This window comes from Ruegeria lacuscaerulensis, assembly GCF_013031245.1.
In the GTDB taxonomy this organism is placed as follows: domain Bacteria; phylum Pseudomonadota; class Alphaproteobacteria; order Rhodobacterales; family Rhodobacteraceae; genus Ruegeria; species Ruegeria lacuscaerulensis_C.
The window spans coordinates 1-18091 of record NZ_WPZL01000048.1 but is presented as its reverse complement, the minus strand read 5'-3'; the positions used below and the strand labels follow the sequence as shown (position 1 = coordinate 18091).

Sequence of the window (18091 nt, the reverse complement as noted above, 5' to 3'; positions counted from 1 at the left end):
GATTTCATGCTTTCAAGGCGGCGAAACAAGCCTGCAGCCACAATCTTCTTCGGCAGGATGCTGGAGGCAAATGGATTGCCGAGGAAGATTGTGATCGACAAGAGCGGTGCTAATACCGCTGGCATCAAGGCTATCAACAAAATGCTCAAGGGCTTCGGCTGTCCGATCCCGATCGAGATGGTAAGGCGCAAGTATCTCAATAACATCGTGGAACAAGATCACCGTTTCATCAAAAGACGAACACGCCCGATGCTCGGCTTCAAATCGTTCACCTGTGCATCTTCGACGTTGGAAGGCATCGAAGTCGCGAACATGATCCGAAAGGGTCAAGTCATACCAGGACTCTGTCCATTTCGCCAGTTCGCCGAATTGGCCGCCTAATCTGCTGCATTGGTGAGTTCGCCTAGCCCAGCGAAAATTTCGCAACAGAACCAACGCAAAGCGGTGGTAAGCCCAAACCGCATAGGCAATGATCTCGCGAGGAAACCGAAAACCCTTCAGGTACGGCATGATCGTTGGGGTGTTCATTCGCGCGACATAGCTGGATCACTCAGCCTGAACAACTTGGCAATACCGTCAGGTTTTATTGCCAGAAATTTTCGGTCAGGGGGCGATCTGTACCCCCGGTGAAAAAGCTTGTGAAAACCCCGCCATCAACCCATTTGATCGTCTCAGAGAGCAGGTGCGCGTCAACGGAAACCACTTCCAGGCCGGCGGGCGTCAGGGTCAGGTGTAGAAATCAGCGTTGAACTAAAAACGAGAATCCCGTCACAAGCTGCCGCAGTCCGATTGCGGCCCCAAAAAATATCGCAGCAAAAGTTACCAGCGCGCTGTATGCCAGAGTGGAGAAGGCCGAGATGCCTTGTCCGACGCTGCACCCTACGGCAAGGACGGCGCCGGGCCCCATGATGGCGGCCCCCAGCATCTGCCGTTTGAGTTCACGCGGGTCTTCGCAGGCTTCCCAGCGGAAATGGCCCTTGGACCAGGACCCCAGAAACGCGCCGATCAGCACGCCCGAGACCGACCCGACGGCGAAGGACAGCGTCGTACCGGACGCGGTCATGAGGTAGAACATCGTGTCGCCGAGCGGCGCGGCGAATGTATGGGTCTGCACGGTTTCCGCGTCGAAGCCGTGTGTTGCGACCCAATAGGTGCCCACCCAGCCGGAGACGATGGCAAAACCGACCGCACCGCCCCAAAGGACCTTTGACGGAGAACGCCGGAAGCGGTCACTGGCCAGTGCAAAAATCACCAGTACGGCGCCGATAACCACCCCTGTCAATTCCGCCGGAACAAGGGTCAGGCGTTCGACAAGAAAGCTGACGCTTTGGGGTTCGCTGAGGTCCATTTCGACCGGGAACAGCCAGACCCTTAGATAAGCCAGCGGACCAGACATGAAGACGTATGCGGACAGACCCAGGATCAGGACGATAACGAATGACCGAAGGTCGCCGCCGCCTAGACGTGCCAACGCTCCGTAGCCGCAATTGCCGCTTATGGCCATGCCATACCCGAACAGGAGGCCGCCCACGATCGAGCCAACGGGGTTCCAAGTCTGAGCGAGATAGGCGGTGCCGGAAGGGTCAAACCACCCAAGCGTCATGGCGGCGTGGCATCCGATCATCGCAACGCCGATTGCCACGGCCCACATGCGCAGCCGGCGGTCGTCTTTAGCATAGAGATAGTCCTCGATCGCACCCAATGTGCAAAACCGCCCGACACGGGCCGCCAGACCCAAAATGATACCGCCGATCAGACCGATCAGCGCAACGGAATTGGCGTCACCCAGAGTTTCGAACATGGCCAGTCTCCTCCCAAAGCTGGCGGAGTTGCCGACAGGCTCTTAGTCCGCGCGGCAGAAAAGATCGTACACGACCTCAAGGATCTGCGTGGATCGGTCATCCGCCAGCCTGTAGTAGATCGTCTTGCCCTCGCGGCGCGTTTTCACCAACCCCTCAAAGCGCAAACGGGACAATTGCTGGGAAACCGCGGCCTGCCGGGCCGACAGCATCTCCTCCATCTGGGTGACGGATTTTTCCCCCGACGACAGGTAGCAAAGGATCATCAGACGCCCCTCGTGGCTAATCGCCTTGAGGAAATTTGATGCCGTCTGAGCATTTTCCATCATCCTGTCGAGGTCCTCGGCGCACATGTCCTTGGTGAACACTGGCAGTTTCGAAGGTTTGTCCAACAAGACAGCCTCGCTTTTTGGCTTCAAGTATTCAAAACAGTTTATGTGATTTGTTGCCGATTATCCAGAGGTCTCGAGCGATACACCGGCGTCACGCAGAAGGACATTAAGCAAACCCCAGAAAAAGTCTTCGCCCGGATACCCTTCAATGCGCCCAACCTCGTGACCGTTATCCAGCAAAACGAAGGTTGGCGTGAAATGAAGCGGGCGTTCCAGCGCAATGCCCGCCGGGGTGGGGCTGTGGATATCGATGCGCCGCAGCGGCGCGGCTTTCCCCTCGGGTGTTTTGGGGTAAATCGCTGCGATCTCGGAATCCCAGCGCGCGCACCACATGCACCCGTCTTCTTCGGCCATCAACAACGTCATATCCGCATGCAGTGCCACGGGCAGCACTGGCATCGCAATGGTCAGCAGGGGGAAGAGGAAACGGCGCATCTTAAGCTCCAATTGACCGCAACGCGATATTCTTATTATTTTGAATATGTGAATGATAGCGCGCCGGGACCGATTTGACCATGCTCGACATTTCTATTGCAGGTGCATTGGTCGCCGGTCTGCTGTCCTTTCTGTCGCCCTGCATATTGCCAATCGTGCCTTTCTACCTGAGTTATCTGGCCGGAGTCGGGATGGAGAATATCTCGGCCGGTACAGGCGTGCCCGGTGATGTGCGCCGTAGGGCCACCTTGTCTGCAATGGCTTTCGCGGCCGGGATCATAACGATCTTCATGGGCCTCGGGGCAACGGCATCGGTCTTTGGGCAGATGGTTCGCGAGTATTTCGACATTCTTAGATGGATCGCCGCGGCCATCATCATTGCAATGGGCCTGCATTTTCTGGGGGTCGTCAGAATCGGGTTTCTTTACCGCCAGTTTCGCGCGGATATCGGTGATACCTCGGATGTTAGTCTGGTCGGGGCCTACATCCTCGGGCTGGCCTTTGCCTTCGGTTGGACGCCATGCGTCGGTCCGGTGCTGGCTGCCATCCTGTTCACAGCGGCCGGAACGGAAACCGCGTGGCGCGGCGCGTGGCTGCTGTTTGTCTACGGGGTCGGCATGACGGCCCCGTTCGTTCTGGCAGCGTTTCTGGCGCAGCCTTTCATGCGCTGGATGACGCGTTTCCGAAAACACCTGGGGCTTATCGAGAAGGCGATGGGCGGTCTGCTGATTCTGTTTGGTCTGTTGATTGCGACCAACTCCGTAAATCAGATCGCCCAATGGATGTTGGTTCATATGCCGTGGCTGTCTGCCATCGGCTGATCTGGGAGGAAGTCATGAAGCGAATGAATCTGATTCTGTTGTCGTGCCTGTTCGCGGGAACGGTCACGGCTGCCGAACTTGGCGATGACGGGCTGCACAAAACGCCCTGGATGCGCGATACGTTCAAGGACCTTCACGAAGACCTTGATGAGGCCTATGCCGAAGGTAAGCGGTTGGTTTTGTTTATAGGACAGCAAGGCTGCATCTATTGCAAAAAGATGCACGAAGAGGTTTTCCCCGATCCCGACCTGGCCGCCTATATCGAGGATCATTTCTTTGTCGTGCAACTGGATCTGCATGGCAGCACGACAGCTACCGACTTTGACGGAGAGGAAAGCGAACAGCGTGCCCTGATGCGCAAATGGGGTATTCTGTTTACGCCGACCCTCGTCTTTCTGCCCGAAGAAGTGGGTGAAGACACATCCGCAATCGAGGCGGCGGTCGCCGTCATGCCGGGCGCGTTTGGCAAGGGAACGACTTTGGATTTGTTCACATGGGTGAACGAGAAAAGGTACGGGATTGATAACGGGGAAGACTTTCAGCGTTATCACGCCCGCCGCATCAGTGAGCGTAATAAAGTTTCGCAGGACTGATGGGCTCTGGCATAAATAAAAAAATTCATAATGATGAATTTAATGTTGCGACAGGGCGTGCTCGTCGACTACGGTACACAATAGATTTGGATCGCAAAGTGCTTTTAGCGCGGTAGCAAATGGGAGGGATCATGAAGCTGAGGCTAATAACTATGGTCTGCACGGTGACCGGTGGTGTTGCAATGGCAGCCGATACCGGCCCGAAGGACGTACACTTCGACGATTATGGCGCGATTGAGACATCGTTGACCGGTGTCGTAGGTGACGCGGCGAACGGTGCGGTGATTGTCGGCGAGAAATCCAAGGGCAATTGCGTTGCCTGTCACGAGGTTACGGCGCTGGCGGGCATTCCGTTTCACGGCGAAGTAGGTCCCGTACTGGACGGCGCAGGCGACCGCTGGACAGAGGCGGAACTGCGCGGTCTGGTCGCGAATGCCAAAATGACGTTCGAGGGCACTGTGATGCCGGCCTTTTACAAGGATGACGGTTATATCCGTCCGGGCGACGCCTATACCGGCAAAGCGCCGTCGGCACCGCTGACCACGATTCTGACCGCTCAGGAGATTGAAGACGTGGTCGCGTTCCTTGCGACCCTGAACGAGCAATAATCGCGTGAGCAAGCGCGAAACCCGAAGGATTCAAAGGAGATCGAATATGGAACTTTCTCGTCGCGAGACTCTGGCCCTTGGCCTGGGCGCCGCGGTTCTGGCGCTAGTGCCTTTCCGCGCAAACGCGGCAGCCGAGGATGCGATTGCCGCCTTCACAGGCGGGGCGGATATGGCCGACGGCGGCGTGACGTTGACGGCGCCGGAGATCGCCGAGAACGGCAATACCGTTCCGATCGAAGTCAGCGCGCCGGGTGCCACGTCGATTCTGATCGTGGCCGCCGGAAACCCCGAGCCGGGTGTTGCGACATTTAATTTCGGGCCACTGGCTGCTGAGCAGGCCGCCTCGACGCGCATTCGCCTGGCCGGAACGCAGGATGTCGTTGCAGTGGCCAAGATGGCGGATAGCAGCTTTGCCAAAGCCTCGGCAACCGTAAAAGTCACAATTGGCGGCTGCGGCGGCTAAGGCCGCGCACCCTGAAGAACAGGAGAACACCCTATGGCATCCGGCGTAAAACCCCGCGTCAAAGTTCCTAAAAAGGCCGCTGCAGGCGAAACGATCACGATCAAGACCCTGATCAGCCACAAGATGGAAAGCGGTCAGCGCAAGGACAAGGAAGGCAACATCATTCCGCGTTCGATCATCAACCGCTTTACCTGCGAGTTCAACGGAGAACTGGTCGTCGATGTGACGCTGGAACCGGCGATATCGACGAACCCCTATTTCCAGTTCGAGGCAAACGTGCCCGAATCCGGGGATTTCGTCTTTACCTGGTATGACGACGACGGCTCGGTCTACGACACCAGGAAATCGATCGAGGTCGCCTGACGGCTTGACCGCTAAGGCAGATCAGCGCCCCCGGCGAAGGCGGGCGCTGGTCCACCAAGGGAGGAACGTAATGTATACAAAGGTATTAACAGCGGTCGCCGCACTGCTGACCATTCCGGTCACGGCAATGGCCGGACCCGACGAAGACAATCTTGTGATCAATGATGAGCTGGACATGATCTCGGTGACCGAGGCTCCGGCTCATGCCGAAAACCTCGACACGATCTATTCGGGCTGGCATTTCCGCACCGACGAAACGCAGGCGCTGCAGATCGACGATTTCGACAACCCGGCGATGATCTTTGTCGATCAGGCGGCGGATACCTTCGAAACAGTGGAGGGAGCGGCCGGCAAGAGCTGTGCATCCTGCCATGACGGTGCCGAGTCGTTCAAGGGCCTGCAGGCATCCATGCCCAAGGTCGATGCGGAAAGCGGCAAACTTGTTGTGATGGAAGACCTGATCAACAAGTGCCGGACCGAACACATGGAAGCGGATGTCTGGAAGTGGTCGGGTGCGGACATGCAGGGAATCGTTGCCCTGATCGGTCTGCAATCGCGCGGGATGCCGATGAACGTGGCCATTGACGGCGATGCCGCCCTATATTGGGAGCAGGGCAGGGAAATGTACTATACCCGCTTTGGTCAACTGGAACTGAGCTGCGCCAATTGTCACGAAGACAATTGGGGCAACATGATCCGGGCCGACCATCTGAGCCAGGGCATGATCAACGGTTTCCCGACATATCGTCTGAAACAGGCCAAGCTGATCTCGCGCCATAACCGGTTCCGTGGCTGCATTCGCGACACGCGGGCCGAAACCTTTGCTGAAGGATCGGACGAGTTCAGAGCGCTTGAGCTGTACGTAGCCTCACGCGGCAACGGGCTTTCGGTCGAAACCCCGGCGGTACGTCAATAACTATTTACCCGCGCCGGACCACCCGGCGCGGGTAAATCTCCAGAATAACATTCACACATATAGATGTGAGATAGGAAAGCCGATAGATGATTTCGCGACGTGATTTTCTGCAGGTCTCCATGGCGGCTTCGGCGCTTTACGGGACATCCGGATTTGGCAACTGGGCACGGCTGGCCGCACAGCAAAGCCTGACACAGGATCAGCTGCTGGAATTCGAGACCTTTGGCAACATCAGCCTGATCCATATCACTGACATTCACGCACAGCTGAAACCGATCTATTTCCGCGAGCCCGAGGTGAACCTTGGCATCGGGAATGCCCGCGGACAGATGCCACATGTCACCGGCGCGGCGTTTCGCAAGGCGTATGGGATCGAAGATGGCAGCCCGTCTGCCTATGCGCTGACCTACAATGATTTTTCTTCACTGGCAAAGGCTTACGGCCAGGTCGGGGGGCTGGATCGCGTCTCGACCGTCATCAACGCCATCCGGGCCGATCGCCCCGACGCCCTGCTGCTGGATGGCGGTGATACATGGCATGGCTCCTACACCTGCTATCAGACGGCGGGTCAGGACATGGTCAACGTCATGAACGCGCTGAAACCCGATGCGATGACTTTCCATTGGGAGTTCACGTTGGGCAGCGAGCGGGTCAACGAGATCGTGGAAGGTCTGCCGTTTGCTTCGTTGGGCCAGAATATCTTTGACGCCGAATGGGACGAGCCGGCCGAGCTGTTCAAGCCTTACAAATTCTTCGAACGCGGCGGCGCCAGGGTTGCCGTGATCGGGCAGGCATTTCCGTATATGCCGATTGCAAACCCCGGCTGGATGTTCCCGGAATACTCGTTCGGTATTCGGGACGAGAACATGCAGGCCATGGTGGACGAGGTTCGCGATGCCGGTGCCGATGTTGTTGTCGTGCTCAGCCATAACGGTTTTGACGTGGACAAGAAGATGGTAGGCCGGGTTCAGGGGATCGACGTGATCCTCAGCGGGCATACCCATGATGCGCTGCCGGAGCCGGTTCTGGTCGAAAAAACGCATATCATCGCATCCGGTTCGAACGGAAAATTCGTCAGCCGCGTCGATCTGGATGTGCGGGACGGTCAGTTGATGGGAATGAAACACAAGCTAATCCCGATCTTTTCGGACGTGATCGCGCCGGATCCCGCAATCTCCGCCCTGATCGACGAACAGCGTGCCCCCTACAAGGACGCGCTGAGCGAGGTTATCGGCAAAACCGACTCGCTGCTGTATCGCCGGGGCAATTTCAATGGCACCTGGGACGACCTGATCTGCGATGCGCTGCTCAGCGAACGTGAGGCGGACATTGCCATGTCGCCCGGCGTGCGCTGGGGGCCGTCGATCCTGCCCGGTCAGGACATCACGCGAGAGGATCTGTGGAACGTCACCTCGATGACCTACCCGAACGCGTACCGCACGGAAATGACGGGTGAATTCATCCACGTCATCCTCGAAGACGTTGGCGATAACCTGTTCAACCCCGATCCCTATTACCAGCAGGGCGGCGACATGGTGCGTGTCGGCGGGCTTGGCTATCGTATCGATGTGACAAAGCCGCAGGGACAGCGGATCAGTGACATGACGTTGCTGAAAACAGGCGAGGCGATTGATCCGGCCAAGTCTTACGTCGTGGCGGGCTGGGCCAGCGTCAACGAAGGCACCGAGGGTCCGCCGATCTGGGATGTCGTCGAAAACCATATTCGCAGTCAGGGCACCGTGACCGTCGAACCGAGGACATCGGTCGAGGTGATCGGCGCCTGACGATGCGACCCGAGTCAAAAAACATGAACATCAAGGCAAGATTTGCTGATCGAGCAACGGAGGCAAACCAGATGAGTGACAGCTCCAGAGGAAAGGCACCCTCGCGCCGCCAGTTCCTGAGCGGTGCGGCGGCGGTCGGAGTAGGGGCGGTTGGTGCCGGAGCAGCCCGTGCGGCAAGCCCGGATCCTCTTATCACGCAGGAGCAGGAATGGGCGCAGACAACCGGCGAGGGCGTTGATGCTACGCCATACGGCTTGCCGATCGAGTTCGAAAAAGACGTCGTGCGGCGCAATGTCGAATGGCTGACGGCGGACACGATAAGTTCGATCAACTTCACGCCGATCCATGCGCTGGACGGTACGATCACACCGCAGGGTTGCGCGTTTGAACGGCATCACTCCGGGGCTATCGAACTCAGCAAGGCGGATTACCGTCTGATGATCAACGGTCTGGTCGATACTCCGCTTGTCTTCACCTACGAAGACCTTGAACGCTTTCCGCGCGAAAACCGCGTCTATTTCTGTGAATGCGCCGCCAATACGGGCATGGAATGGGCCGGATCGCAGCTGAACGGGGCGCAGTTCACCCACGGCATGATCCACAACATGGAATATTCCGGCGTGCCGCTGCGCACCTTGCTGGAGGAGGCCGGATTAAAGCCCGAAGGCAAGTGGGTCTATGTCGAAGGCGCGGACGCGTCGTCGAACGGCCGTTCCATCCCGATGGAAAAGGCGCTGGATGACGTGCTGGTCGCTTTCAAGGCCAATGGTGAGGCTTTGCGCAAAGAACATGGATACCCCGTCCGGCTGGTCGTGCCGGGATGGGAAGGCAACATGTGGATCAAGTGGCTGCGGCGAGTCGAAGTCACTGACATGGCGATTGAAAGCCGTGAAGAAACGTCCAAGTACACGGACACGCTCGAAGACGGCACATCGCGCAAGTGGACATGGGTGATGGATGCCAAATCGGTCGTCACCTCGCCCAGCCCGCAATCTCCGATCACGCATGGACCGGGGCCGTTGGTGATCACGGGGCTGGCATGGTCCGGCAGAGGTGCAATCACCGGTGTCGATGTGTCCGTCGACGGCGGCAAGAACTGGATGCCCGCGCGTCTGGCCGCGCCCGGCACCGACAAGGCGCTGACGCGGTTCTATTTGGACCACAACTGGGACGGCTCGGAAATGCTGTTGCAGGCCCGCGCCAAGGATTCGACCGGGTATGTCCAACCCAGCAAGGACCAGCTGCGCGACGTGCGGGGCGAAAACTCGATCTATCACAACAATTGCATCCAGACATGGTGGGTCAAGGAAAGCGGAGAGGCAGAAAATGTCGAAGTATCGTAAGCTGTTTGCCGCCCTGGCGTTGGGGCTGTGTCTGGCCGCTCCTGCATATGCCGGGACGTTTGGCCTTGGCCGACCGGCCCTGCCTGAAGAGATCGCGGCCTGGGATGTGGATGTGGCACCGGATGGCACCGGCTTGCCCGAAGGCTCGGGCGATGTCTTTACCGGCGAAGAGGTTTTCGCCGAATATTGCGCCATCTGCCACGGAGATTTTGCCGAAGGCGTGGACAACTGGCCCAAGCTGGCCGGTGGCGACGGCACGCTGGCCGACAAGGACCCGTTGAAGACCGTTGGATCCTATTGGCCCTATCTTTCCACGGTCTGGGACTACGTGAACCGCTCCATGCCGTTCGGAAACGCCCAGTCTCTGGAACCGGACGACGTCTATGCGATCGTGGCCTACATCCTGTATTCCAACGATATCGTCGATGACGAGTTCACGCTGTCGCACGAGAATTTCCTGGATGTGGACATGCCGAATGCCGAAGGGTTCATCGTGGATGACCGCGAAACCGCCGAGGCGCATTTCTGGACCGATGAACCGTGCATGTCCGATTGCAAGGAAACTGTCGAGATCACCATGCGTGCAGCCGTTCTGGACGTGACACCGGAAGAAACCGGGACTGACGCCGAGGGTGGTTCCCCTGCGGTTCAGGAAGCGGCGGTTGAAACCGAAGAAGCGGTCGAGGAAACCGTGGCGCTTGATCCCGAAATGATCGAGAGCGGCAAGAAGGTCTTCAAGAAGTGCAAGTCATGCCATCAGGTTGGCGAAGGGGCCAAGCATCGCACCGGCCCGGCCCTGAACGGGATTGTCGGAGCGGACGCGGGTGCCGTTGAAGGGTTCAAATACTCCAAAGCCCTGAAGGCCGCTGCCGAGGAAGGGCTTGTCTGGACCGACGAGGAAATGGCCGCCTTTCTGGCCAAGCCTACGGCCTATCTAAAGGGCACGCAAATGTCCTTTGCCGGGCTTAAGAAACAGGACGATATCGACGCGGTCATCGTCTACCTTAAGTCCTTCGGAAGCTGATTATGCGCAAGCGCCGCGTGCTGGCACTCGGGATGGTCGCAGGGCATCTGGCCTTTGCGGCCAACGCGGCTGAAGATATTGGCGATGCCGAGGCCGGGAAAGCCGTTTTTACCCAGTGCAATGGCTGTCACCAGGTCGGGGCGGGGGCTCAGAACGAGATTGGCCCGCATCTGAACGGGGTCTTCGGTCGAAATGCCGCCGGGCTTGATGGTTTCGAATACTCCAAAAGCCTTGTGCGGGCGGGAAATTCGGGTCTGGAATGGCACGCGGACACGTTGTCGGCGTATATCGAGAACCCGCGCGCCTTTGCCTCGGGTACCCGGATGAGCTTCCCGGGCATCAAGGACGCTGAAGACCGTGTCAACGTCATCGCTTATCTGCGGATTTTTTCGGATAACCCGCGCGACATCCCCGAGGCCGACCCAACGGCCAAGGGAACCGATCATTCCGTCGATCCTGAAATCCTCGCGATTCAGGGGGATCCCGAATACGGCGCCTACCTCAGCAGTGAATGCACGACATGCCATCAGATCGAAGGCGGGGATGAGGGCATCCCGTCGATCATCTATTGGCCTGAAGAGGTCTTTGTCGTCGCAATGCACGCCTACAAGGAAAAAAAAAAAAACGGCGCCATCCGGTCATGCAGATGATCGCCGGACGCCTGAGCAACGACGAGATCGCAGCGCTTGCTGCATATTTCGGCAACCCAGAGTGACAGTGCCTAAGGGGAGGAAACACGATGACACTCAACAGACGTACATTTCTTGGAACCACCGGGGCGGTCGTCGCCGGGCTGTCAGCGCCGATGGTTCTGGCACAGGGCAAGCCCCGAGTTGTTGTAGTGGGCGGCGGGGCAGGCGGAGCGACCGCCGCGCGTTACATCGCCAAGGACAGCAAGGGTGAGATTGACGTCACGCTGATCGAACCGACGCGCACCTACTACACCTGCTTCTTCTCGAACCTTTACCTGGGTGGATTTCAGGAGCTTTCAGACATTGCTCACAGCTACGGCAAGCTGGCCGCGGATTACGGTATCAATGTCGTGCATGACTGGGCCGTGAGTGTGGATCGCGATACCAAAACGGTGGCTTTGGCGGGCGGCGGGTCTGTCCCCTATGACAAGCTGATCCTCAGCCCGGGCATCGACTTTGTGGATGGGGCCGTCGAAGGCTGGGACGTCTCTGCGCAAAACAAGATGCCCCATGCCTACAAGGCCGGGTCGCAGACCGAGCTGCTCAAGGCGCAAATCATGGCCATGCCCGAGGGCGGTACCTTTGCGATGGTCGCCCCACCCAACCCCTACCGTTGCCCGCCGGGACCCTATGAGCGGGTGTCGATGGTGGCGCATGTGCTGAAGGCCAACAACCCGACCGCAAAGATCATCGTGGCCGATCCCAAGCCGAAATTCTCGAAGATGTCGCTGTTTCAGGAAGGCTGGGCGAACCATTACGAAGGCATGGTCGACTGGGTCGGAGAGGATTTCGGCGGCGGCAACGTGTCGGTGAACCCGGACGCCATGACCGTGGCCATCGACGGCGAGGAAACCAAAGTAGACGTGTGCAACGTGATCCCGGCCATGAAGGCGGGCCGTATCGCGGAAATGGCAGGCGTGACCGATGGCAACTGGGCACCTGTAAATGCCGCCGACATGTCCTCGAAAGCGAACCCGGATATCTATGTCCTGGGCGATGCCAGCCAGCAGGGCGACATGCCGAAATCCGGCTTCTCGGCCAACAGCCAGGCCAAGGTTTGTGCCAATGCCGTTCGCGGCGCGCTAACCGGATCCAAGGTGTTCCCGGCCAAGTTCTCGAATACCTGCTGGTCGCTCATTGATGCAGATGATGGTGTCAAGGTCGGGGCCACCTACGAAGCCACCCAGGAGAAGATCGCCAAGGTGGACGGTTTCATCAGCCAGACCGGTGAAGACGCGAATCTGAGGAAGGCGACCTACGAAGAATCCCTTGGGTGGTACGCGGGCATCACGTCGGACATGTTCGGATAAGAAATGCGGGGGCTTCGACAGGCGTCAAAGCCTTTACCGCCCAGTGTGAGAGATAGCGGTTCAGGAGGAAGCAACATGATCATGAAACAGTTAATCGCGGCAACTGCATTCTCGGTTGTGGCAAGCCAGGCCATTGCCGATGGGGTCGTCACCGTTCCCTTCGACGGCAGTTTCGACGACGCCACCTTTGCCGTTGAAACCGCAATCGTCGGCCAGGGTCTGATCATCGACTATGTCAGCCATGTCGGTGACATGCTGAACCGGACCGGGGTCGATGTGGGCAGCGACAAACAGATATTCTCGACCGCCGACATCTTTATCTTCTGCTCGGCCAAAATCTCGCGCGAGGTGATGGAAGCGGACCCGATGAACATCGGCTACTGCCCTTACAGTATATTCGTGGCCGAGGATGAAAGCGGCGTAATGGTCGGCTATCGGACTTATCCCGACGGACCCATGCAGAAAGTCCAGGCCCTGCTGGAAGGCATTGTCAAAGAAGCCGCCGGCAACTGACATGAACTACGAACGGTTTTTCAGCGCCCAGTTGGGGCAACTGCGGGAAGAAGGAAATTACAGGGTCTTCGCGGATCTTGAGCGGCAGTGCGGTGCGTTTCCGATTGCCCGCAACCACACGCCAACCGGCCCTGAAAAGGTCACGGTCTGGTGTTCCAACGATTACCTGGGAATGGGTCAGCATCCCGAGGTTCTGGTGGCGATGCATGGCGCAATCGATCGATGCGGGGCTGGGGCTGGTGGAACGCGGAATATCTCGGGTACGACGCACGACCATGTCCTGCTGGAACGCGAATTGGCGGACCTGCACGGCAAGGACGCGGCCTTGCTGTTCACCTCGGGATACGTGTCGAACTGGGCCGCACTTGGGACGCTGGCTTCGCAAATTCCGGGAATCACGGTCCTGCCGGACGAACTGAACCACGCGTCGATGATTGAAGGGATTCGCCACAGTCGGTGCCAGAAACGGATCTGGAAACACAACGATCTTGACGATCTTGAACAGCACCTCGTAGCGTTGCCTGCCGACGCGCCCAAGCTCATCGCTTTCGAAAGCGTCTATTCGATGGACGGGGATATCGCACCGATCGCTGAAATCTGCGATTTGGCGGATCGTTATGGCGCGATGACCTATCTTGACGAAGTGCATGCCGTGGGCCTCTACGGGCCACGCGGCGGGGGCATTGCCGAACGCGAAGGGCTGATGGACCGGCTGACCGTCATCGAGGGGACTTTAGGCAAGGCCTTTGGCGTGGTCGGCGGGTATATCGCGGCATCACATGACCTAATCGATTTCATCCGCTCCTTTGCAAGCGGATTTATCTTTACGACAGCCTTGCCGCCTGCAGTGGCAGCAGGTGCGGTTGCCTCGGTCCGGCATCTGAAGAAGAGCCATGAGGAACGCGACCTGCATCAACAGCGCGTGCGCGAGGTCAGGGAAAGGCTGGACAATCTGAGTATCCCGCATACGCCCAATCCCAGTCACATCATCCCGGTTATCGTTGGTGACCCGGTAAAGTGCCGTTTTATCTCGGATGTGCTGATGCGCGACTATGGAATCTATATCCAGCCGATCAACTACCCGACCGTTCCCAAAGGGACCGAGCGACTGCGCATCACGCCGTCGCCGGTTCATGCGCCCGAAGACGTGGACCGGTTGATTTCCGCATTGGGCGAGCTTTGGACGCAGTGCCAGTTGGCACGTCGCCCGATGGCAGCCCAGTAAATTCTTGATCAAAGGCAAGGAAGAGTACGCAACAAGGTGAGATTTTCAGAACGATGGAGACGTTCATCGACCTGTTCGGAGACGCTGGCACGCTGGCTATTGCCGGTGTGCTTGTTGGCGTTCTGTTCGGAATTACGGCTCAGAAATCTCATTTCTGCCTGCGCGCCGCCACGGTTGAAGTTGCCGAAGGCGGGCTTGGGCCCCAGCTGGCGGTCTGGCTGATTGCATTCACCTCGTCGCTGTTTCTTGTTCAGGGGTTCGTTGCGCTTGAATGGCTGGAGCTGTCTGACTCCCGAACCATCGCATCCACTGGCAGCATCAGCGGGGCGGTGATCGGCGGCGTCATGTTCGGGGTGGGAATGATACTGGCGCGCGGATGCGCATCGCGCCTGCTGGTACTGGCCTCTTGCGGGAACCTTCGGGCGCTGGTGACGGGGTTGATCCTGACGCTGGTGGCGCAAGCGGCCTATACCGGTGTTTTAAGCCCGGCCCGTGAGAAAATCGCCGGGTTCTGGATCGTACCCGGCGGCGAGGCGCGCGATCTGTCCGCATTGTTCGATGTGTCGCCAATGGTTTGCGTGGCGGTTGCAATTGGAGGGCTGGCACAGGCGGTTGCCTTTGCCGCAAGGCGAAACGTGCCCCCGATCAGGATGCTATCCGCCGCAGGGGTCGGGCTGGCCGTGGCGCTTGGCTGGCTGATGACCTTCGCGATTGCGCAAACGTCGTTCGAGGTTGTGCCGGTGTCATCGGTCACGTTCACGGGCCCGGCAACCGACACGCTGATGGCACTGGTGACCCAGCGCAACGTCTTGTTGTCCTTCGGCATCGGCCTTGTGCCGGGTGTCGCTGCCGGGGCCGCCGCCTCGGCCATTCTGTCCGGAGAATGGAAGATCGAACGGTTCGGCCCGGACACCCCAATGGAGCGGTATCTGGCCGGCGCCGTTCTTATGGGGTCCGGTGCGATGCTGGCGGGTGGTTGCGCGGTCGGCGCCGGGCTTTCCGGCGGCTCGGCCATGTCCCTGACCGCATGGCTTGCCGTGTTTTCGATGTGGGTCGGAGCTGTGATCACGCATCGGCTGATGATGCGCCTGCCGGTCCCGCAGCGGTCCTGAGTTACTCGAACTCCATCTGTTCGAAGACGCGCCCGGCGTTCTTGGTTGCCAGTTCCTCGAACGTATCCAGATGGGCGTAAGGGGACTGGTCTACGTAATAGGCCTCGGCCAGATCGCCGCCGGCATCCATGTGGTCCTGAATCTTGCCACGCAGATAAACCAGATAGTCGCGCGTGTACCGGCGCACCTGATCCATGTTCGTCGGATGGCCATGCCCGGGTATCACATAAGTGGCGCCCAGCGGTTCGAACGAGGTATCCCATGTCTCCAGCCAGTCGGCTGTATAGGTTTCCTGAAAGATCGGTAGCATACGTTCGTGAAAGGCCATGTCGCCCGCAATCACAAGGCTCTGGTCGGGCAGCCAGATCGAGATATCGCCGGGGCTGTGGGCCGGGCCCAGATACTTTGCTTCGATGTGGAAATCGCCCATTTCTACGACGTATTCGTCCTCGAACGTCTCGGTGGGGCCAGCCAGAAATGTGCCGTCTGCCTTGTCCTTGTTGTATGCCTGCATTCCCTGAAGGATTTGCGAGCCGTATTCCTCGAACTCCGCAGCCGCATCTGCGTGGGCCACGATCGGAACACCCAGTTCGGACCAGTAGGCATTGCCCAGCATGGCATGCCCCTGGCCGTTTTCGTTGAAGACAAGCTTTACCGGCTGGTCCGTAACGGCTTGAATTTCCTGATGAAGCGCCTTTGCGAGCGCGTAGGCCGCCCCGCCGTTTATGACAACAACACCCTCGCCGGTCACGATGAAGCTCAGGTTGTTGTTGTGGCCCGAGTTTTCATAGGTCGGCGGTGCGGTCGCGCCAATGGCAGAGAATACGCCGGGGATGTACTCGAACGGTTTGGAATAGAGCACGCTTTGCGGGTACTGGTCGGCGATGTCTTCGTTGGCCCAGGCCGGAAGGGCAAGAACGCTGGCCACACAGATGTAACGGATCATGATGGTTCTCCGATAAACCGATATGCGGTGTCTGACTTCTCGACGCGGCCGAACCCGCCATCGGGCAGGTGGAATCCGACGATTGTCATCTGCTCATGCGCCATCTGGTCCAGCAGCGATTTCCGGGCGTTTGCCGCGGTTGCAGGGTCCTGATCGGTGCCGCTGAGCCAGTCGGGCCGCTCGAACGCGACATGAGGATTACCCAGCGCATCGCCGACCACCATCACGGCGTCACCGCCATTGCGGATTTCGAACGCCACGTGACCGGGCGTGTGCCCATAGCTTGCCCGCGCGGCAATTCCCGGCAGAATCTCCTGACCGTCATCGAAGAAATTCACCTGATCCTCGATCGCTTCCATGCGTCGCTTGGCGCCGACAGCAAATGCGGCTCGGTCCGCTCCGATCGTGTCCACGGTGGTCGGGTTCCACCAGTAATCCCACTCGGTGCGGTCGAAATTGTAAACGGCGTTGGGAAACATCGGTTCGTCGAAATCATCCAGCGCACCCCAGATGTGGTCCGGATGCGCGTGGGTAAAGAGGACATGTGTGATGTCGTCAGGCGACAGGCCAATCGTATCGAGCGATTCAGGAAGCTTGCCCGCTGTCGCCATGAAATCCGGCCCGGAACCGACATCGAACAGCACGGTGTTTGTGCCGTCGCGGTACAGCGTCACGTTGCAGCCCGGTTCATACCTGCTCAGATCAGCCTGGTAGCGGGCCAGCAAATGGCTGAGTTCATCCTGTGGCATTGCTCCGAAAACCATGTCGGGAGGCAGCGACAGGAACCCGTCTGACAAGGTGGTGATGCTGGCCGAGGAACCAAGCTGCACGTCTGCAAGCACCGGACCGGCCTGTGTGGCAAGCGCCGCGAAACAGGCGCCATACGAAAGAAACGCGCGGCGGTCGACACGCTTGGGGAAGTCATAATGTTTCATGATAAAATCATTAAGATGAATGTGAAGATGTGTAAAGAGCGGAACAGTGCAATCGGAAATGAGGCTATCACAGGATTTGTCGTCGGTTCTGTTGCAACTTTTGGCTGTTTACGCGCTTGGGTTTAGCGCGTGGATGGGTATTGCCAAGTTGTTTGCGACCGATTGTGAGGCATTAGAAAAGGCAGGGTCATGCTGCCATTTCGGTGGTGTATTCGGCCCAGAGGCTGAACGCATCGCTGCGGGCGTGGCGGTATGAGGTTGAAGTGAGTTGATAGCGGCGGGGACGGAATATCAGGTTGATCTGATCATGCGCGGACAGAAACCTCTGAGCTTGCCGGTGTGACTTGAACCGACCAAACAACTTGGCAATACCACCCGAACTTCAGCGACATGAAATCTCGGCGGCGCAGTTTGCAGCCTACTACAACCAAGCGCTGGAACTGGGGATTGAGGTTGATCCAGATCACTGGGACGCACTAAACGCCGCCGCATGGCCCATTCTCGTTCCCTCGGATGCCCAGTCCCGCGCGGGTGCCGGACCTGCGTGAAGCTAAAAAAACGGAACACTGGGCAGCGCCTGCTTCGTCTGTAAACGAAAAACGCCGCCCCGTTTGGGGCGGCGTTTGTTTTGACATTTGGACTTGTGCTTATTCAGCGGCCCGCGTGCTTGTATCAGCGTGTTTGTCGCGCTGACCATCCCGGTAAAGAGCCTTGGTCAGTGAAACCATCATCAGACCCATCACCATGGTAAATGGCAGTGCACCGATGATCATCGCATTGCGCAGCGCGTCCATTGGATTGTTCTCGCCCGCCGCCA

General features: G+C 58.5%; 21 protein-coding genes and 3 pseudogenes. 16 read left to right on the top strand and 8 right to left on the bottom strand.

All coding sequences use genetic code 11. The annotated features are described in order from the left end of the window. Positions 1-381, top strand: a 381-nt coding sequence (locus GOX66_RS23820) for a DDE-type integrase/transposase/recombinase (RefSeq protein WP_170766147.1), incomplete at its 5' end; no start/stop codon positions are given. A gap of 51 nt (positions 382-432) precedes the next feature. Here GOX66_RS23820 and GOX66_RS23815 read toward each other — a convergent pair. The 4 genes and pseudogenes from GOX66_RS23815 to GOX66_RS23800 form a co-directional block, all read right to left on the bottom strand. Beyond that, positions 433-528, bottom strand: a pseudogene (locus GOX66_RS23815) (IS6 family transposase); the annotation flags it as partial. Positions 529-739: 211 nt separating this feature from the next. Beyond that, positions 740-1801 (bottom strand): YeeE/YedE family protein, encoded by a 1062-nt coding sequence (locus GOX66_RS23810; protein ID WP_170766145.1) that lies wholly within the window; start codon positions 1799-1801, stop codon positions 740-742. 42 nt (positions 1802-1843) lie between these two features. Continuing rightward, the gene (locus tag GOX66_RS23805) at positions 1844-2152 is read right to left on the bottom strand and encodes an ArsR/SmtB family transcription factor (RefSeq protein ID WP_170766149.1); all 309 of its coding nucleotides are present in this window, start codon (positions 2150-2152) and stop codon (positions 1844-1846) included. A gap of 99 nt (positions 2153-2251) precedes the next feature. Then, the gene (locus GOX66_RS23800; protein WP_170766143.1) at positions 2252-2626 is read right to left on the bottom strand and encodes a hypothetical protein; all 375 of its coding nucleotides are present in this window, start codon (positions 2624-2626) and stop codon (positions 2252-2254) included. A gap of 80 nt (positions 2627-2706) precedes the next feature. Between GOX66_RS23800 and GOX66_RS23795 the strand changes: the two genes are divergently transcribed. The 14 genes and pseudogenes from GOX66_RS23795 (at position 2707) to GOX66_RS23730 (ending at position 15393) form a co-directional block, all read left to right on the top strand. Continuing rightward, complete coding sequence (locus tag GOX66_RS23795; protein ID WP_170766141.1) at positions 2707-3447, top strand: cytochrome c biogenesis CcdA family protein; 741 nt, start codon at positions 2707-2709, stop codon at positions 3445-3447. A 14-nt stretch (positions 3448-3461) separates the two neighbouring features. Further along, complete coding sequence (locus tag GOX66_RS23790) at positions 3462-4040, top strand: thioredoxin family protein (protein ID WP_170766139.1); 579 nt, start codon at positions 3462-3464, stop codon at positions 4038-4040. 131 nt (positions 4041-4171) lie between these two features. Continuing rightward, entirely contained in the window at positions 4172-4648 is a 477-nt protein-coding gene (soxX, locus tag GOX66_RS23785) for a sulfur oxidation c-type cytochrome SoxX (RefSeq protein ID WP_170766137.1), read from the top strand. A 46-nt stretch (positions 4649-4694) separates the two neighbouring features. Next, on the top strand, positions 4695-5111 hold the full coding sequence (gene soxY, locus GOX66_RS23780; protein WP_170766135.1) for a thiosulfate oxidation carrier protein SoxY: 417 nt from the start codon (positions 4695-4697) through the stop codon (positions 5109-5111). 33 nt (positions 5112-5144) lie between these two features. Beyond that, a complete protein-coding gene (soxZ, locus tag GOX66_RS23775; protein ID WP_170766132.1) occupies positions 5145-5474 on the top strand; it encodes a thiosulfate oxidation carrier complex protein SoxZ in 330 nt (109 codons plus the stop codon). A gap of 70 nt (positions 5475-5544) precedes the next feature. Continuing rightward, complete coding sequence (soxA, locus tag GOX66_RS23770; RefSeq protein WP_170766130.1) at positions 5545-6390, top strand: sulfur oxidation c-type cytochrome SoxA; 846 nt, start codon at positions 5545-5547, stop codon at positions 6388-6390. 86 nt (positions 6391-6476) lie between these two features. After that, complete coding sequence (gene soxB / locus GOX66_RS23765; protein ID WP_170766128.1) at positions 6477-8174, top strand: thiosulfohydrolase SoxB; 1698 nt, start codon at positions 6477-6479, stop codon at positions 8172-8174. Between the two features lie 71 nt (positions 8175-8245). Then, positions 8246-9517: a sulfite dehydrogenase gene (gene soxC, locus GOX66_RS23760; RefSeq protein ID WP_170766127.1), complete on the top strand. Its 1272-nt coding sequence runs from the start codon at positions 8246-8248 to the stop codon at positions 9515-9517. Next, positions 9501-10541 (top strand): c-type cytochrome, encoded by a 1041-nt coding sequence (locus GOX66_RS23755; protein WP_170766126.1) that lies wholly within the window; start codon positions 9501-9503, stop codon positions 10539-10541. The genes soxC and GOX66_RS23755 overlap by 17 nt, the downstream gene beginning before the upstream one ends. 2 nt (positions 10542-10543) lie before the next feature. Continuing rightward, positions 10544-11256, top strand: a pseudogene (locus tag GOX66_RS23750) (c-type cytochrome). A 24-nt stretch (positions 11257-11280) separates the two neighbouring features. Continuing rightward, a complete protein-coding gene (locus tag GOX66_RS23745; RefSeq protein WP_170766125.1) occupies positions 11281-12543 on the top strand; it encodes an NAD(P)/FAD-dependent oxidoreductase in 1263 nt (420 codons plus the stop codon). 81 nt (positions 12544-12624) lie between these two features. Next, positions 12625-13056: a DUF302 domain-containing protein gene (locus tag GOX66_RS23740; protein WP_170766124.1), complete on the top strand. Its 432-nt coding sequence runs from the start codon at positions 12625-12627 to the stop codon at positions 13054-13056. Position 13057: 1 nt separating this feature from the next. Continuing rightward, positions 13058-14281, top strand: coding sequence for a 5-aminolevulinate synthase (hemA, locus tag GOX66_RS23735; RefSeq protein ID WP_170766123.1), 1224 nt, complete (start codon positions 13058-13060; stop codon positions 14279-14281). Positions 14282-14334: 53 nt separating this feature from the next. After that, positions 14335-15393, top strand: a complete 1059-nt coding sequence (locus GOX66_RS23730) for a YeeE/YedE family protein (protein WP_170766122.1) — start codon at positions 14335-14337, stop codon at positions 15391-15393. Position 15394: 1 nt separating this feature from the next. Here the strand turns inward: GOX66_RS23730 and GOX66_RS23725 are convergent, their stop codons facing one another. From GOX66_RS23725 to GOX66_RS23715, 3 genes and pseudogenes are all read right to left on the bottom strand, one after another. Beyond that, positions 15395-16339 (bottom strand): MBL fold metallo-hydrolase, encoded by a 945-nt coding sequence (locus GOX66_RS23725; RefSeq protein ID WP_170766121.1) that lies wholly within the window; start codon positions 16337-16339, stop codon positions 15395-15397. Beyond that, positions 16336-17274 (bottom strand): MBL fold metallo-hydrolase, encoded by a 939-nt coding sequence (locus tag GOX66_RS23720; protein WP_170766119.1) that lies wholly within the window; start codon positions 17272-17274, stop codon positions 16336-16338. Before GOX66_RS23720 ends, GOX66_RS23725 begins: the two co-directional genes overlap by 4 nt. A gap of 187 nt (positions 17275-17461) precedes the next feature. Continuing rightward, positions 17462-17638 (bottom strand): annotated as a pseudogene (locus tag GOX66_RS23715) (IS6 family transposase); the annotation flags it as partial. Between GOX66_RS23715 and GOX66_RS23710 the strand changes: the two are divergent. Beyond that, positions 17637-17822 carry a hypothetical protein gene (locus GOX66_RS23710; protein ID WP_170766117.1) on the top strand — a complete coding sequence of 62 codons (186 nt, stop codon included), beginning with the start codon at positions 17637-17639 and terminating at the stop codon, positions 17820-17822. The pseudogene GOX66_RS23715 and the gene GOX66_RS23710 overlap by 2 nt on opposite strands. A 99-nt stretch (positions 17823-17921) precedes the next feature. Here GOX66_RS23710 and GOX66_RS23705 read toward each other — a convergent pair. After that, positions 17922-18091: BCCT family transporter (locus GOX66_RS23705; RefSeq protein ID WP_170766115.1), on the bottom strand; the 170-nt coding region annotated here is incomplete at its 5' end.

What these genes read in the sequence shown, in the direction of transcription:
- GOX66_RS23810 (WP_170766145.1), bottom strand. Translation starts at nt 1,801, where the DNA reads ATGTTCGAAACTCTGGGTGACGCCAATTCCGTTGCGCTGATCGGTCTG.
- GOX66_RS23805 (WP_170766149.1), bottom strand. Translation starts at nt 2,152, where the DNA reads ATGTGCGCCGAGGACCTCGACAGGATGATGGAAAATGCTCAGACGGCA.
- GOX66_RS23800 (WP_170766143.1), bottom strand. Translation starts at nt 2,626, where the DNA reads ATGCGCCGTTTCCTCTTCCCCCTGCTGACCATTGCGATGCCAGTGCTG.
- GOX66_RS23795 (WP_170766141.1), top strand. Translation starts at nt 2,707, where the DNA reads ATGCTCGACATTTCTATTGCAGGTGCATTGGTCGCCGGTCTGCTGTCC.
- GOX66_RS23790 (WP_170766139.1), top strand. Translation starts at nt 3,462, where the DNA reads ATGAAGCGAATGAATCTGATTCTGTTGTCGTGCCTGTTCGCGGGAACG.
- soxX (WP_170766137.1), top strand. Translation starts at nt 4,172, where the DNA reads ATGAAGCTGAGGCTAATAACTATGGTCTGCACGGTGACCGGTGGTGTT.
- soxY (WP_170766135.1), top strand. Translation starts at nt 4,695, where the DNA reads ATGGAACTTTCTCGTCGCGAGACTCTGGCCCTTGGCCTGGGCGCCGCG.
- soxZ (WP_170766132.1), top strand. Translation starts at nt 5,145, where the DNA reads ATGGCATCCGGCGTAAAACCCCGCGTCAAAGTTCCTAAAAAGGCCGCT.
- soxA (WP_170766130.1), top strand. Translation starts at nt 5,545, where the DNA reads ATGTATACAAAGGTATTAACAGCGGTCGCCGCACTGCTGACCATTCCG.
- soxB (WP_170766128.1), top strand. Translation starts at nt 6,477, where the DNA reads ATGATTTCGCGACGTGATTTTCTGCAGGTCTCCATGGCGGCTTCGGCG.
- soxC (WP_170766127.1), top strand. Translation starts at nt 8,246, where the DNA reads ATGAGTGACAGCTCCAGAGGAAAGGCACCCTCGCGCCGCCAGTTCCTG.
- GOX66_RS23755 (WP_170766126.1), top strand. Translation starts at nt 9,501, where the DNA reads ATGTCGAAGTATCGTAAGCTGTTTGCCGCCCTGGCGTTGGGGCTGTGT.
- GOX66_RS23745 (WP_170766125.1), top strand. Translation starts at nt 11,281, where the DNA reads ATGACACTCAACAGACGTACATTTCTTGGAACCACCGGGGCGGTCGTC.
- GOX66_RS23740 (WP_170766124.1), top strand. Translation starts at nt 12,625, where the DNA reads ATGAAACAGTTAATCGCGGCAACTGCATTCTCGGTTGTGGCAAGCCAG.
- hemA (WP_170766123.1), top strand. Translation starts at nt 13,058, where the DNA reads ATGAACTACGAACGGTTTTTCAGCGCCCAGTTGGGGCAACTGCGGGAA.
- GOX66_RS23730 (WP_170766122.1), top strand. Translation starts at nt 14,335, where the DNA reads ATGGAGACGTTCATCGACCTGTTCGGAGACGCTGGCACGCTGGCTATT.
- GOX66_RS23725 (WP_170766121.1), bottom strand. Translation starts at nt 16,339, where the DNA reads ATGATCCGTTACATCTGTGTGGCCAGCGTTCTTGCCCTTCCGGCCTGG.
- GOX66_RS23720 (WP_170766119.1), bottom strand. Translation starts at nt 17,274, where the DNA reads ATGAAACATTATGACTTCCCCAAGCGTGTCGACCGCCGCGCGTTTCTT.